The 14,903-nt window shown below is 69.5% G+C and carries 13 protein-coding genes; 5 read left to right on the top strand and 8 right to left on the bottom strand.

The annotated features are described in order from the left end of the window. The first annotated feature begins 117 nt into the window (after positions 1 to 117). Positions 118 to 2,478, top strand: coding sequence for a penicillin acylase family protein (locus EIZ44_RS33865; protein WP_205673391.1), 2,361 nt, complete (start codon positions 118 to 120; stop codon positions 2,476 to 2,478). Here the strand turns inward: EIZ44_RS33865 and EIZ44_RS33860 are convergent. Continuing rightward, positions 2,444 to 2,860, bottom strand: coding sequence for a hypothetical protein (locus EIZ44_RS33860; protein WP_134668068.1), 417 nt, complete (start codon positions 2,858 to 2,860; stop codon positions 2,444 to 2,446). The two genes, EIZ44_RS33865 and EIZ44_RS33860, sit on opposite strands and share 35 nt — an antisense overlap. A gap of 218 nt (positions 2,861 to 3,078) precedes the next feature. Here EIZ44_RS33860 and EIZ44_RS33855 point away from each other — a divergent pair, with 218 nt between their 5' ends. After that, entirely contained in the window at positions 3,079 to 4,287 is a 1,209-nt protein-coding gene (locus tag EIZ44_RS33855) for a sensor histidine kinase (protein ID WP_240691488.1), read from the top strand. Then, positions 4,272 to 4,916, top strand: a complete 645-nt coding sequence (locus EIZ44_RS33850) for a response regulator transcription factor (RefSeq protein WP_134668066.1) — start codon at positions 4,272 to 4,274, stop codon at positions 4,914 to 4,916. Before EIZ44_RS33855 ends, EIZ44_RS33850 begins: the two co-directional genes overlap by 16 nt. Positions 4,917 to 4,959: 43 nt before the next feature. On the opposite strand, the gene EIZ44_RS33845 is transcribed toward EIZ44_RS33850, so the two are convergent. Continuing rightward, the gene (locus EIZ44_RS33845; protein WP_043827762.1) at positions 4,960 to 6,612 is read right to left on the bottom strand and encodes a glutamate--tRNA ligase; all 1,653 of its coding nucleotides are present in this window, start codon (positions 6,610 to 6,612) and stop codon (positions 4,960 to 4,962) included. A 171-nt stretch (positions 6,613 to 6,783) separates the two neighbouring features. Here EIZ44_RS33845 and EIZ44_RS33840 point away from each other — a divergent pair, with 171 nt between their 5' ends. Next, positions 6,784 to 7,452 (top strand): PadR family transcriptional regulator, encoded by a 669-nt coding sequence (locus tag EIZ44_RS33840; RefSeq protein WP_205673390.1) that lies wholly within the window; start codon positions 6,784 to 6,786, stop codon positions 7,450 to 7,452. Here the strand turns inward: EIZ44_RS33840 and EIZ44_RS33835 are convergent. Beyond that, a complete protein-coding gene (locus EIZ44_RS33835) occupies positions 7,386 to 8,210 on the bottom strand; it encodes a class I SAM-dependent methyltransferase (RefSeq protein WP_167754358.1) in 825 nt (274 codons plus the stop codon). The genes EIZ44_RS33840 and EIZ44_RS33835 overlap by 67 nt on opposite strands. 110 nt (positions 8,211 to 8,320) lie before the next feature. On the opposite strand from EIZ44_RS33835, the gene EIZ44_RS33830 reads away from it, so the two are divergent. Next, positions 8,321 to 9,163, top strand: a complete 843-nt coding sequence (locus EIZ44_RS33830; RefSeq protein WP_037810319.1) for a VOC family protein — start codon at positions 8,321 to 8,323, stop codon at positions 9,161 to 9,163. Positions 9,164 to 9,179: 16 nt separating this feature from the next. Here EIZ44_RS33830 and EIZ44_RS33825 read toward each other — a convergent pair whose 3' ends face one another. From EIZ44_RS33825 to rpsB, 5 genes are all read right to left on the bottom strand, one after another. After that, entirely contained in the window at positions 9,180 to 10,070 is an 891-nt protein-coding gene (locus tag EIZ44_RS33825; RefSeq protein ID WP_240691490.1) for a phosphatidate cytidylyltransferase, read from the bottom strand. A 380-nt stretch (positions 10,071 to 10,450) separates the two neighbouring features. Further along, positions 10,451 to 11,008, bottom strand: a complete 558-nt coding sequence (gene frr, locus EIZ44_RS33820; RefSeq protein WP_037810317.1) for a ribosome recycling factor — start codon at positions 11,006 to 11,008, stop codon at positions 10,451 to 10,453. Between the two features lie 49 nt (positions 11,009 to 11,057). After that, positions 11,058 to 11,804 carry a UMP kinase gene (gene pyrH, locus EIZ44_RS33815; RefSeq protein WP_037810316.1) on the bottom strand — a complete coding sequence of 249 codons (747 nt, stop codon included), beginning with the start codon at positions 11,802 to 11,804 and terminating at the stop codon, positions 11,058 to 11,060. 96 nt (positions 11,805 to 11,900) lie between these two features. Continuing rightward, the gene (tsf, locus tag EIZ44_RS33810) at positions 11,901 to 12,716 is read right to left on the bottom strand and encodes a translation elongation factor Ts (protein WP_037810315.1); all 816 of its coding nucleotides are present in this window, start codon (positions 12,714 to 12,716) and stop codon (positions 11,901 to 11,903) included. A gap of 82 nt (positions 12,717 to 12,798) precedes the next feature. After that, positions 12,799 to 13,683, bottom strand: a complete 885-nt coding sequence (gene rpsB / locus EIZ44_RS33805) for a 30S ribosomal protein S2 (RefSeq protein WP_043827764.1) — start codon at positions 13,681 to 13,683, stop codon at positions 12,799 to 12,801. Positions 13,684 to 14,903: the final 1,220 nt, after the last annotated feature.

Here is a 14,903-nt window from a genome sequence, read left to right as displayed (position 1 = left end):
GGGCACAGCACGGCCCCCGGCGTCCGGTTCCCCCTACTCGTCCCGGTTCAGGGGTGGGTCCCCGCGCTCGCCGCGATTAGCGTGCGCGGGGTCAACGCTGCTGCCGGGGGTGGGGAAATGCGGTCCAAAGCTACCGTCCTGATACTCGTTCTGACGCTGCTCGGCACCGCCCCGGCCGCGTCGGCGAACGCCGGGCACACCGTCGCGCTGGACGGTCTTACCCGACCGGTCGACCTGCTCGTCGACAAGTGGGGCGTCCCGCACATCTACGCCGCCAACACCGCGGACCTGTTCTACGCGCAGGGATTCACCGTCGCCCGCGATCGGCTCTTCCAGCTCGACACCTGGCGCCGCCGGGGGCTCGGGTTGCTCAGCGAGGTCCTCGGTGAGTCCTATGTGGACCAAGACCGCGCCGCCCGGCTTTTCCTGTACCGCGGCGACATGCAGAAGGAATGGGCCTCCTACGGTCCCGAGGCCAAACTCGCCGCCACCCGGTTCGCCGCGGGGATCAACTCCTACCTCGACTGGCTCGCCAAGCACCCCGAGGCCGCCCCGCCGGAGTTCGCCAGGCTCGGCTACCAGCCGTCACGCTGGCAGCCCGAGGACATCGTCCGCATCCGCTCGCACGCGATCGGCGAGAACCTCACCTGGGAGATCGCCCGCGCGCAAATGGTGTGCCACGCCGGGCCGGGCGCGAGCAAATACCTCCGCAGCCTGCACCCGGACCACGAAGCCGCGGTGCCCGAAGGCCTCGACCCCTGTTCGATCCCCGGCGACGTGCTTTCCGTGTACAACAAGGCGACCGCCGGCGTCACGTTCCCGAAGGGCGTCGCCTCGGACCGGGACATCGCCGACGCCACCAGCGGCAGCAACTCGTGGGCGATCGGCCCCGGCCGCACCGCCACCGGACGGCCGATCCTCGCCAGCGACCCGCACCGCCGCTCCGACTCGTTGCCCTCCGGCCGTTACGTCGCCCAGCTTTCCGCGCCCGGCCTGAACCTCACCGGCGCGGGCGAGCCGTGGAACCCGGGCATCGCCATCGGGCACAACGATTCCGTCGCGTTCGGCCTGACGAATCTGCCGGTCGACCAGACCGACCTCTACGTCTACGACCTCGATCCCGCCGACCACAGCCGGTACCGCTACCGCGGCGGCTGGGAGCCGATCACCAAGCTCACCGAAACCATCCCGGTGCTCGGCGGACAGCCGGTGACCCGCGAACTGTCCTTCACCCGGCACGGCCCGATCGTGAAGGTCGACGAAGCGGCAAACCGGGCATTCGCCGTGCGCACCGTGTGGACCGAACCGGGCAGCGCGGCGTATCTCGGCAGCCTGAACTACCAGAGGGCCCGCAACTTCACCGAATTCACCGCCGGAATGCGCGAATGGGGCACGCCCGGATCGAACCTCGTCTACGCCGACGTCCACGGCGACATCGGCTACGTCCCCGGCGCGCTGACCCCGCGCCGCACCGGGACCGCTTACGACGGTCTGCTGCCCGTTCCCGGCGACGGCCGCTACGAGTGGAACGGGTTCCATCCCAACTCCGAACTCCCGTGGCAGCACAATCCGCCTGCCGGATTCTTCGCCTCCGCCAACGACTACAACCTCCCGCCGGGCTTCCCGGTGGTGTCCAACTACGAATGGCAGCAGCCGTACCGCAAGGAGCGGATCGACGAACTGATCAAGTCCACGCCGCGCGCCCACGTCGCCGATTCGCTCGCCATCCAGCGCGACGAAAAGTCCTTGCTGGCACCCCGGCTCGCGCCGTTCCTGCGGAACCTCTCCTCCACGGATCCGGACACCGCGAAGGCGCTCGAAGTGCTGCGCGGTTTCGACGGCGTCGCCTCGGTGGATTCCGCACCGGCCCCGCTGTACGAAACTTGGCTGCTGAAGTACCTCCACGGCGGCTGGGCGCACGCGACGCTCCCGCAAGCCGCCGCGGATGTCCTGGCCAGCACGATCAATCCGGATTTCAGCCTGGTGCTCGCTTCGTTCGCCGACCCGGACGCGTGGTTCGGCCCGGGCGGTGCGGCCAAACGCGACAAGCTGATCCTCGACACTCTCCAGCTCGCTTTCCGCGACGTCGCCGGAAAACTCGGCAGCGACCCGGCGAAGTGGCGCTGGGGCGCGCTGCAGCACCAGGAATTCGTGCACCCGGCGGGCGGCCCGAACGTCGGCCCTAACTCGGTCGGCGGCGACTACCAGACCGTCCACCCGTCGTTCTTCCACCCGTTCACCTACCAGCAGCTCAACGGCGCGACCTTCAAAATGGCGCTCGACGTCGGCGACTGGGACGCGTCGCGGGCGATCAACGCGCCCGGCCAGTCCGGCGACCCGCGCAGCCCGCACTACCGCGACCTGAACGACCTGTGGGCGTCCGGCGGCTCGTTCCCCCTGCTCTCGAGCCGCTCGGCCGTCGAACGCAACCTCGACACCCGGATCAGGCTGGTTCCGAGGTCCGCTTCGGGAAGTTAGCCCGCATCCGGACGAGCGGGACCGCCGCGCCGGCCAGCAGGACCGCGCAGGCGGTCTGCAGCAGCAGGAACCAGACCGGGCACGCACCCGGGATCAGGTCGACGCCGACGAGCGCGACCGGAGCGATGATCGAGATGAACCGAGCCCGCTCATAAGCCCGGCGCGACCCCTTCGCCGCGAGCGTGACCAGCCAGTACATGATCGCGGCGCTGACCGGCACCAGTGCGGAGCGCGTCCACATGAAGCCGGTCGCGCTCCCGTCGACGACGGCCAGCGCGACGATCGTGCCGAAGACGGCCGCGCCCATCGCTCCGTAAGCCACGACGAACTTCTTCGCCAAGCCGAACCGGTCTTGGCCGGCCGGGCGTTCGATGGTCTGCATCGCTGTTCTCCCTTGTGGTTTCCCGTTGTGCCAGCAACGCTAGGAAGCCGCGGCCCGGCCCGGTATGGGTCTGGCCGCACAAGGGGGTGGGGCTGGACCCACTCCTGTCCCGCGACGGCGGGAATCCGGCGTTTCGTGGTGCACAGTGGACCGCGAAGCCGGATGGACAGGGGGAAGAAACGATGCGACAGCTACGGTCCTGGATACGGGACTGCGGGGTGGGATTCGTCCGCGCCGCCCAGGCGGCGGGCGTGGCGCTGCTGATCCCGGTCGTGTGGGCGGCCGCGGTCGGCCTGTGGCAGCTGTGGGGCGGCAGCCCGTGGTCGTGGATCGCGCCGTTCATCTGGGCGGCGATCGGGACGCTGGCGCTGGCGCGTCCGGTGTGCCGGATGACGCGGGTCATGGTCGCGAACTGGACCGGCATCGTGCTCCCGCCCGGATACCGGAAGCTCCCGCCGATCACCCAGCTGTCGACCGGATACTGGTGGAACGGCCACTCCTACTCGCGCACCCAGGAAGAGGCCCGGCGCGAGCAGCGGTTGAAGAACTGGCGCTACGACCCGGCGACCTGGCGGGACCTGCGGTTCGCGCTGCTCGCGCCGGTCTCGTTCGGCCTGGTCGCGCTCGTGCCGCTGCTCGGGGTCGTCGCGGCGGTACTGACGCTGGTGAACCTGCCGGAGGGATATCTCGCCGGTCTGCTGATCACGATCGCGACCGCGCCGTACGCCTGGCGCAGCGTCATCCCGGTGGCCACGCGGTTCCTGGGCGCGTCCGCCACGATGGAACTGGCCGACCGCGTCGACACCCTGACCGCCCTGCGCGCGGACACGACTATCGCGCAAGCCGCGGAAATCCGCCGCATCGAACGGGATCTGCACGACGGCGCGCAAGCCCGGCTGGTCGCGCTCGGCCTCGCGCTGGCGACGGCGGAGAAGCTGATGGAGACCGATCCCGAACAGGCCAAGGAATTGCTGCGCGACGCCCGGGCCGGTGCCGCCACGTCGCTCACCGAATTGCGCGAACTGGTCCGCGGCATCAGCCCGCCGGTGCTGAACGAACGCGGGCTCGCCGACGCGGTCCGCGCGATGGCGATGGACCTGCCGCTCGACGTGACGGTCGAAGCCGATCTGCCGCAGCCGCTCGATCCGCCGATCGAATCCGCGCTGTACTTCGGAATCGCCGAATTGCTCGCCAACACGGTGAAGCACGCGCACGCGTCGCACGTGCAGGTTTCCCTGTTGCAGGAAGGGAATCGGCTGTGCGCCGCGGTCGAGGACGACGGTCTCGGCGGGGCCGGGATCCACCCGGACGGCGGGCTTGCCGGACTGCGCCGACGCCTCGCGGTCTTCGACGGCACGCTGGAGATCACCAGCCCGGAAGGCGGGCCGACCCGAGCGTGGATGATGGTGCCATGCGCATCGTCGTAGCCGAAGACCTCTACCTGCTGCGGGACGGCTTGGTCCGGCTCCTCCAGGCATACGGTCACGAGGTGGTGGCGACCGCGACGACCGGCCCGGAAACCGTCGCCGTGCTGCGCGAACACCGGCCGGACGTCGCCGTGGTCGACGTCCGGATGCCGCCAACGCAAACCGACGAAGGCCTCCGTGCGGTCCTCGCCGCGCGCCGCGAGACGCCCGGGCTGCCGGTGCTGATCCTGTCGCAGCACGTCGAACAGCTCTATGCCCGCGAACTGCTGGTCGACGGGGCCAGCGGCGTCGGATATCTGTTGAAGGACAGCGTTTTCGAGGCCGAGCAGTTCATCGACGCGCTCGAACGCGTCGCGGCCGGCGGCACGGCGATGGACCCGGCGGTGATCTCGAAACTGCTCACCAGCGGATCGCCGGACCAGCGCCTCGGCTCGCTGACCGAGCGCGAGCGTTCGGTGCTGGAGCTGATGGCGGAAGGCCTGTCGAACGCGGAGATCGCCCGGCGGCTGTTCCTGAGCGAAAGCGCGATCAGCAAGTACACGACGTCGCTGTTCGGCAAACTCGGCATCACCGACGACGACACCGGCAACCGGCGCGTCCTGGCGGTGCTGACCTACCTCAACTCGTGAGTGCCTAGGCCGGTTAGAACCGGCCTAGGCACTCACGAGGGGGTCAGCCGACCAGATTGTCGAAGCGGCGCAACGTTTCCTCCGCGCCCAGCGCCTGCGTGATCGAGTGCAGGTCCGGGCTGCGGGTCGACCCGGTGATCGCGATCCGGATGATCTGCGAGGCCTCGCGGATCGAACCCGGGTACGCGTCCGGGTCCTTCTTGTATTCCTTGGCGTTCTTGGCGAACCCGTGCTTCGCCGCGACCTCGCGGATCTGCTGGAACCACTCCTGGCCGTCGTCGAGCTGCTGGTACGCGGACACGAAGTCCGACGCCACCGCGCGCACGACGTCCGCCGGAACGCCCAGCGCCGCGATCCGCTCGTCGTCCGGACCGGTCGCCGCCTGGTGCAGCTGCGGGAAGAAGAACCCGTAGACGGCGCGGAACTCGCTCCACTTCTTCAGGTCCTTGCGCGGGTTCTCGACGCCCTCGCGCTCCACCGCCAGCGCACGCAGCGCCAGCTCGCGGGAGGACTCCAGGACCGCCTTGAGCTCCGGGTCGAACCGCTCAGCCCACTCCAGCACCGACGCGAGGATCTCCTCGCCGGACAGCGTCGCGACGTAGTCGGCGGCGAGGTCGTCCAGCTTCACCAGGTCCACGAGCGGGCCGGCGACGCCGCACTCGTCGAGGTTGATCGGCGCGTCGAGCGCTTCGGCGAGCGGCATCTCGGCGAGCCGTCCGTTCGCCAGGCCGCGCAGGTAGTACAGCACCGCCGGGACCGGGTAGCCGGCTTCGAGATAGAAGTCGACGGAGGCTTCCGGGTCCTTGCGCTTGGACAGCTTCCGCTTGCTGCCGCCCTCCTGCTTCATCAGCGGCGCGATGTGCGCGTACTGGATCGGCTCGAAGCCGAGCGCTTCGAAGAGCTGCTGGTGCGTGGGCACCGAGGAGATCCACTCGTCGCCGCGGATCACGAGGTTCACCCGCATCAGGTGGTCGTCGACGGCGTGCGCGAAGTGGTAGGTCGGCAGCCGAGGGCTCTGGTCGGAGCTCTTGAGGATCACCACGTCGTTGCGGTTGGCCTCAGCCTCGATGGTGCCGCGGATCGCGTCGGTGAAGCGCACGCGCTGCCCGGTGTCGTCGGGCGCGCGAAAGCGGACTACCCACGGCTCGCCCGCGTCGAGCTTCGCCTGCACGTCGGCCGGGTCGGCGTCGCGCCAGATCGCCCACGAGCCGTAGTAGCCCGTCGGGAGCTTCGTGGCCTGCTGCCGCGCGGTGATCGACGCCAGCTCGTCCTTCGTCGCGAAGTCGATGTACGCGCGGCCTTCGCGCAGAAGGTGCCGTACGTAGGTGAGGTAGATCTGCTCGCGCTCGGACTGCCGGTACGGCCCGTACTCGCCGCCGCGCACCGCGTCCTCGTCCGCCTGCAGCCCGAAGTACGCGAAGCCGCGTTCGAACTGCTCCAGCGCCCCCTCGACCTCGCGCGACTGGTCGGTGTCCTCGACGCGCACCAGGTAGCGGCCTTCGGAACGGCGCGCGACGTCCTGGTCGATCGTCGCGACGTAGATGCCGCCGATGTGCACGAAGCCGGTCGGCGACGGGCCGAACCGGGTCACCTTCGCGCCGTCGGGCAGCTGCCGGGCCGGATAGCGCTGTTCCCAGTGCTCAGGCTCGGGCAGATCCGCGGGGAACAGGGCGTCGATGACCGCACGGTCCAGCATCGGAGGTCGGGTCTCCCAGGTCGTTCGGGTGTTTTCGCTAGTACTTCGAGTATCGCCGACCGCCGTCCTCCCCGGTCGGCCAGGTCCCCGGGTTGTCGGCATGGTTGCGAACCGACCGTTTCCGATATATCGTGAACGTGTCGCAACAGTTCGAGAAAGGAACTTAAGACCATGAACCGACGACGACACCCCTTCCCCGGCGGACGCGCGTTCCCCGGCGGACATCACGAACACGGAGAACACGAACAGCACGGCCGGTCCTCGTTCGGCCCCTGGGGCCGGGAATTCGGCGAGTTCGGCTTCGGGCCGGGCGGTCGCGGGCGACGCGGCCACGGTCCGGGCGGACGCCGCGGCTCCCGGCGCGGCCGGCGCGGCGACGTGCGGGCGGCGATCCTCACCCTGCTCGCGGAACAGCCGCGGCACGGGTACGAGATCATCCGCGAGATCGGCGAGCGCAGCGGCGGGCTCTGGAAGCCCAGCCCCGGCTCGATCTACCCGACCCTGCAGATGCTGGCCGACGAGGGCCTGGTCGTGAGCCGCGACGAGAGCGGCAAGAAGCTCTTCGAGCTCACCGACGAGGGCCGCACCACCGCCGAACAGCAGACCGGCACGCCGCCGTGGGAGCACTTCACCGACGACGTCGAACCGGTCGAGCACGACCTGCGCAAGGCGGGTGCCACGCTCGCCGCCGCGGTCGTGCAGGTGATGCGCGCGGGCAGCGAGAACCAGCAGGCCCGCGCGGTGGACGTGCTCAACGAGGCACGCCGGTCGATCTACTCGATCCTCGGCGAGGTCGAGGAATCGGAAGACTCGGCCGAGTCCGGAGAGGCAGCCGAGTGACCGGGCAGGACGAGGCCGGTGGGTTTGACGCGGCAGTGCACGCGATAACCCACCGGCAGCGTCACCTCGCCCGACCCCGGGTTCAGGCGGCGCGTGTCAGCGATCGCCCGCTGCGCGACTTTCCCGCTGAACTCGATCTTCAACACTGATTCCGCCGCGGCGAAGTCCGCGAAGCGCCAACGCGTGCGTACGCGCCGGCAGTTGAAGCCGTGCGCGGCGAAAAACCGTTCCACCGCAGGCGGGTCGTAGTGCGGCAAGTCCGTCCGCATCCACCCGCCGTAGGGCTCGCTGGTCACGTCGAGGTCGACGATCATGATCGATCCTCCTGGCCGCAGCACCCGTTCCGCTTCGCGCAAACCGGGTTCGCATCCAGGGCCGAAGAAATACGCGGTACGCGCGTGCACGATGTCCACACTGGCGTCGTCCACCGGCAGCCGCTGCGCTCGTCCCACCCGGACCCGCACGTTCTCCAGATCCCGCACCCGTCGCTCCGCGTCCCGCGCGAGCGGCGGGTGCGGTTCGATTCCGAGCACCGAACGCGCGTCCGCGGCGAAAAGCGGCAAGTGGTATCCGTCACCGCAGCCGAGATCGAGCACGTCGAGGCCGGTCCAGTCGTGCTCCTCGCGCAGTACGCGCCAGATCTCGCCGTCCGCGTCCTGCGCCCGGTTCTCGACGTCGTAAACGTCCTGGTAGTACCAGATGTTCGGGCTGGGAACGACTTCCTTCGACGCCGCCGGGCCGCGGAACAACCAGCGCACGGCACTCCTCTCCGCCTCCAGGGGCTCCGACGGGCGCGGCAGCTTTCCCGCTCAGAGCGTAGAACGCCGCTCCGCCGAATAGACTTCACCCTCTCGGGGAGGAGAACGCGATGTCGACCGACTGGCAACTCGCCCGCACGCTCCCGGCAGGCCTGCCCTGCTGGGTCGAGGTGGCGTGCCGCGACGAAGCCCGGACCCAGGACTTCTACTCCCGGCTTTTCGGCTGGGAATACGAAACCCGGCGCGATCCCGCGTCGCCGACCGGCCGGTACTCCATCGCCCTGTGCGACGGGGTTCCCGCCGGCGGCCTGTACGAAGCCGGCGCCCGCAGCGCACCCGGCTGGACGATGCAGCTCGCGGTGCCGCACACGGCGAGCGCCGCCGAATGGGTCGAGCACCTCGGCGGGCAGGTGACGCTCGGGCCGATCGCGATCCCCGAGCGCGGCAGCATCGTGCACGCGATCGACGCGTGCGGCGCGCCGGTGGTGTTCTGGGAAGCCCCGCCGGACTGGCAGTTCGCGGGCGGCGTGCCCAACACGTTCAGCGGCGCGGACCTCAACACGCACGACGGCGTGGCCGCGGACCACTTCTACACCAAGCTGTTCAACTACTCGAGCCGTCAGGTCGGCGACGGCGAAAGCGTCGACTATGCGGAATATTCCATTGAGCACACGGCGGTGCTGTACCGCTACGTGATGGGTCCCGAGTATCGCCGGGACACTCCCCCGCACTGGCTCGTGTACTTCGAGGTCGACCCCGCGCGCGGCGCGGACGCGGCGGCGGGCGAGGCGCTGATGCTGGGCGGTTCGGTGGTGATCGAGCCGTACGACACCCCGTTCGGCCGCACCGCGATCCTCGCCGATCCGGACGGCGCGGTGTTCGCGGTGATCGACCACTCGCGGGTGCTGGAAGACGTGGGCCGCGCCGAGGTCGACGACCCGTACGACGACTGAGGATTCAGGCGGGGGCTCAGGCCGGGACGAAGGCCGACAGCAGCAGCCACGACACGACGGCCGAGGGCAGCAGCGAGTCGAGGCGGTCCATGATGCCGCCGTGGCCGGGCAGCAGCGTGCCCATGTCTTTGATGCCGAGGTCGCGTTTGATGAGCGATTCGACGAGGTCGCCGAGCGTCGCGGTGAGCACGATGGCCGCGCCGAAGATGACGCCCTGCCACGCGTGGCCGTCCAGCATCAGGCTGATCGTGAGCACGCCCGCGACGATGCCCGCGATCATCGAACCGGCGAAGCCCTCCCAGGACTTCTTCGGGCTGATCGTGGGCGCCATCGGGTGCTTGCCGCCGAGCACGCCGGCGATGTAGCCGCCGGTGTCGGAAGCGACGACGCCGATCAGGAACGTGAGCACGCGCCCGACCCCGTCGTGCGGCGGCACGAGCATGGCCGCGAACGCGCCGAACAACGGCAGGTACGCGGCGGCGAAAACGGAAGCGCTGACGTCGCGCACATAGCCCTTCGCGCCGCCGGGCAACCGCCACAGCAGGCACGCGAGCACGGTGAGCACGAACGCGGTGAGCGCGCCTTCCCGGCCGAACGGCCAGGCCAGCCAGATCATCGCCTGCCCGCCGACGAGCACCGGGATCAGCGCGACCTTGGTGTCCGCGACCCGGCGCAGCACGCCGGAGAACTCGAACGTGCCGACCGCGATCGCGGCGGCGATCACCCCGATGAAAATGAACCGGACGGTGAGCAGGGAAACGATGATCGCGGCCCCGAGCAACAGCCCGACGCCGATCGCCGCGGGAAGGTTGCGCCCGGCCCGGGAGGCCTTCTTCTCCGGTTCGGCTTTCGCTTCGTCGCCGGGTTTGCCGTCAGCCGCAGCCGGTTCGGCTTTCCCGCCGTTCACCGGGCCGGTCTTCGCGCCTCGCTCCGGTTTGCCCCCGGGCACGACGGACTCGCCTTCGGCCGCACCTTTCGCTGATCCGCCCTTGGACGCAGCTTTCGCGCCTTCGGCCAACCCGCCCTTAGGCGCAGCCTTCGCACCCTTCGCCAGTCCGCCCGCGGGAACGCCCTTCGCACCCTTCGCCGACTCGCCCCCGGATTCCCCGAGATTCCCCGCCGCAGCACCGGATTCCGCGCGCGCATTCGTCGCGGAATCCGATTTCCGCTGCCCAGCAGGGGTTTCCGAAGCCGGTTCCAGCCGCGAAACCGGGTCCGGCTCGGCGGCCGGGCCCAGTGGCGGGGTGTCGCTCACCCGCTCGTCGCGTTCCTCGCTCACCTGGCTCATCAGACCTCGAGCAGCTCGGCTTCCTTGTGTTTCACCAGCTCGTCGACCTGGTGCACGTAGGTGTCGGTGAGGTTCTGCAGTTCCTTCTCGGCGCGCGCGACCTCGTCCTCGCCCGCTTCGCCGTCCTTGGCGATGCGGTCGAGTTCTTCCTTGGCTTTGCGGCGGACGCTGCGGATCGAGACGCGGGCGTCCTCGCCCTTGCCCTTCGCGACCTTCACCATCTCCTTGCGCCGCTCCTCGGTGAGCTGCGGGATGACGATGCGGATGACGTTGCCGTCGTTGCTCGGGTTGACGCCGAGGTCGGACTCGCGGATCGCCTTCTCGATGGCGTTCAGCTGCGTCTGGTCGTAAGGCTTGATCAACGCCATCCGGGCCTCCGGCACGTTGACGCTGGCCAGCTGGTTCAGCGGGGTCGGCGCACCGTAGTACTCGACGACGATGCGGGAGAACATCGACGGGTGGGCCCGCCCGGTGCGCACCGACGTGAGGTCTTCCTTCGCGACGGACACCGCTTTTTCCATCTTCTCCTCGGCGTCGAGGAGGGTCTCGTCGATCACGGCTACTCCCGGTGTTGTGTTGTCGGACCTGAGCTTGATCCCAGCAGGTCTAGGCGGACGCCTCGTCGGCGGGGGTCGAGACCAGCGTGCCGATCCTCTCACCGCCCACCGCGCGGGCGATGTTGCCCTCGGTGAGCAGGTTGAACACGATGATCGGCATCTTGTTGTCCATGCAGAGGCTGAACGCGGTGGCGTCGGCGACCTTGAGACCGCGCTCGAGCACCTCGCGGTGAGTGATGTCGGTGAACATCTTCGCGTCGGGGTCGGTCTTCGGATCCGCGGTGTAGACGCCGTCCACGGCCTTGGCCATCAGCACGGCTTCGCAGCCGAGTTCGAGCGCGCGCTGCGCGGCGGCGGTGTCGGTGGAGAAGTACGGCATGCCGACGCCGGCGCCGAAGATGACGACGCGGCCCTTCTCGAGGTGCCGTTCCGCGCGGCGCGGGATGTAGGGCTCGGCGACCTGTCCCATCGTGATCGCGGTCTGCACGCGGGTCGGGAGGCCTTCCTTTTCGAGGAAGTCCTGCAGCGCGAGGCAGTTCATCACGGTGCCGAGCATCGCCATGTAGTCGGCGCGGTCGCGGTCCATGCCGCGCTGCGACAGCTCCGCGCCGCGGAAATAGTTGCCGCCGCCGATCACCACCGCGATCTGCACCCCGGTGCGCGCGACGTCGGCGATCTGCTGGGCGACGGAGTGCACGACGTCGGGGTCGACGCCCACCGCGCCGCCGCCGAACATCTCGCCGCCCAGTTTCAGCAGCACCCGGCGGTACCCGCCCTCGACCCGGTCCTCACCCATGTCTGTCGCCTCCTGCCCCTCGGTAGACCCGACTGTGCCCCGTCCCCGATGCGCGGAGACGGGGCACAGTGCCAGAACCTAGTCCCAGTGCCTCGCTCAGGCCTGGCCGACCTCGAACCGGGCGAACCGGGTCAGGGTCACGCCCGCCTCGTCGAGCAGGGCCTTGACGGTCTTCTTGTTGTCCTTGACCGACGGCTGCTCGAGCAGCACGTTGTCCTTGTAGTACGCGTTGACCTTGCCCTCGATGATCTTCGGCAGCGCCTGCTCGGGCTTGCCTTCCTCGCGGGCGGTCTGCTCGGCGATGCGGCGCTCGTTCTCGATGATCTCGGCCGGCACCTCCTCGCGGGTCAGGTACTTCGCGCGCAGCGCGGCGACCTGCATCGCGGCGCCGCGGGCGGCGTCCACGTCGTCACCGGTGAACTCGACCAGCACGCCGACGGCGGGCGGGAGGTCGGAGCCGCGGCGGTGCAGGTAGGTCGCGGTCTTGCCCTCGAACGACACCACGCGGCGCAGCTCGAGCTTCTCGCCGATGCGGGCCGACAGCTCCTGCACGACCTCGTTGACCGGCTTGCCGTCCAGGTCGGCGGCCTTCAGAGCCTCGACGTCGCTGGACTTCAGCGCCTTCGCGGTCTCGACGATCTTCGCCGCGAGCTGCTGGAAGTCGTCGTTCTTGGCGACGAAGTCGGTCTCGGAGTCGAGTTCGATCATGACGCCGCCGTCGCCGGCGACCAGGCCCTCGGCGGTGGCGCGCTCGGCGCGCTTGCCGACGTCCTTGGCGCCCTTGATGCGCAGGAACTCGACAGCCTTCTCGAAGTCGCCGTCGTTCTCCTCGAGGGCCTTCTTGCAGTCCATCATGCCCGCGCCGGTCATCTCGCGCAGGCGCTTCACGTCAGCGGCGGTGTAGTTCGCCATCGTGTTGAATCCGTCCGTTTCAGGTACGTGTGCGGTGAGCGCCGTCCGGGCGGCCCTGCGCGGACCGCCCAGACGGGGTGGATCAGGAGTTGGCCGGAGCCTGCTCGCCGGTCGCTTCCGCGGTTTCGGTCGCGGCAGCCGTCTCGGTGGCGGCAGCGGCCTCGGTCGCGTCGGCGGCGGCGGTCTCCGAGCCCGCGAGGAGCTCCTTCTCCCACTCGGCCAGCGGCTCGTCCGAAGCACCGGTCTCCGGCTTCGCGTCGGCCGAGGCGCCGTTGCGGCCGGAACGGGCCATCAGCCCGGCCGCGGCGGCCTCGGCGACGACCTTCGTCAGCAGCGCGGCGGAACGGATCGCGTCGTCGTTGCCCGGAATCGGGTAGTCGACCTCGTCCGGGTCGCAGTTGGTGTCCAGGATCGCGACGACCGGGATGTTGAGCTTGCGAGCCTCGCCGACGGCGATGTGCTCCTTCTTGGTGTCGACGATCCACACCGCGGACGGCACCTTGGCCATGTCCCGGATGCCGCCCAGGGTCTTCTCGAGCTTGTCCTTCTCGCGGGTCAGCGTGAGGATCTCGCGCTTGGTCAGGCCGGTGAAACCGCCGGTCTGCTCCTGGGCCTCGAGCTCCTTCAGGCGGAGAAGGCGCTTGTGGACGGTCTGGAAGTTGGTCAGCATGCCGCCGAGCCAGCGCTGGTTCACGTAGGGCATGCCCACGCGCGCGGCCTCGTTGGCGATCGCTTCCTGAGCCTGCTTCTTCGTGCCGACGAACATGATGGTGCCGCCGTGCGCGACGGTTTCCTTGATGAACTCGAACGCACGGTCGATGTACGTCAGCGTCTGCTGCAGGTCGATGATGTAGATGCCGTTGCGCTCGGTGAAGATGTAGCGCTTCATCTTCGGGTTCCACCGACGGGTCTGGTGCCCGAAGTGCACGCCGCTGTCGAGCAGCTGCTTCATGGTGACGACGGCCATTGCCGGAATCACACCTTTTCTGTAGTCGCGCGCTCCCGCTGCCGGTGTTCGTTCCGCCCGCGGAGGCGCTGTTCCGGTTAGTCGCCCCCGACCGGGAGGTCGTGGGCCCTGGTGCCGCAGCCGATGCCCGGACCCGTGGGTTCGGCTGTGCGAAACCCCAGGGACCGCCGGACACCGTGCGCCCCTCCGTCCGGGTTCCCGCCAGAAGCGGCCCGTCCGGGGACGCGCGCACGTGCACGCGAAGTCAGCCCAGCGAGTGGACTGCGGAATTGATTCTACCCCCTGCCACCAGGCCCGCCCCTGCGGGCAGCCTTCGCCCGGCCCGGAGTTGTCCACAACCGCGCCCACCTGTGGACAACCCCCGCTGAACAGCGGGTTCCGGTCGGCCGGCGCCCGAGGATGGGGACATGACCACTACGCGATCTTTTCCCGTTGCCGCCGTTGCTTCCCGCACTGCCGATTCTCCTGAGGATTCCCCGGTTCTTGCGCCCTCGGTTCCTGCACCCTCGACGTCGAGTTCTCTGCCCAATCCCGCCGCTGTCTCCGCTGAATCACGCACGGCTTCCCGTGTGCGTGAGCCCTCGGCACCGAATTCTGTGGCCCACGCTCCTGCTTGTCCCGCCAACTCCCGCACGGCTTCCCCGTCGCGTGCGCCCTCGATGCCGAGCTCGGCCAGTTCAGTGCCCTCCCCTGTGCCTCGCCCGGACAGAGAAGCGAGCAGCCGATCCGGCCCCTCTCCGAATCCGTCGCCGCTCTATCGGCCGCCTGCGACACCACCGCCAGCGTCGTCAGTGTCACTGCCGTCGTCGCCGTCATCGACTGCGGTGGCGGCCGAGTCGGCGGGGCCGGGATCAGAGGGATCGGAATCGGCCGGGTTGGGGTCGGAGCCAGCGGTGTCGGCCTCGGCAGCGACGGTGCCGGATTCGCCTCATCCGGTGGTCCTGGCAACCGCTGCCCTGCTCACTCAGCACCCATCGGCAGGTGCCGCCCTCCTGAGCCCGGACGACGCCATCCCGCCCCCTACCTCAACGGGTCCGCTCCCGCGCGGCGGCCGCCATCGCCGACCACCCGCCAGACCGCCCAGAATCCGCACCGCACTCCGCCGCACGTGGACCCGCGCGAGGTCCGCCGCGAGCACCGTCAGCCGCTACGCCCTCTTCGCCTCCCGCAGGCTCCTTCGCCCTGCACGCCCAAGACCCGTGCCCCTCTTGCCGAGCGTC

The sequence above is a fragment of the Amycolatopsis nivea genome (assembly GCF_004522235.1).
Classification (GTDB): Bacteria; Actinomycetota; Actinomycetes; order Mycobacteriales; family Pseudonocardiaceae; genus Amycolatopsis; species Amycolatopsis nivea.
The sequence above is the reverse complement of the archived record's forward strand: the minus strand, read 5'-3'. Positions and strand labels throughout refer to the sequence as shown.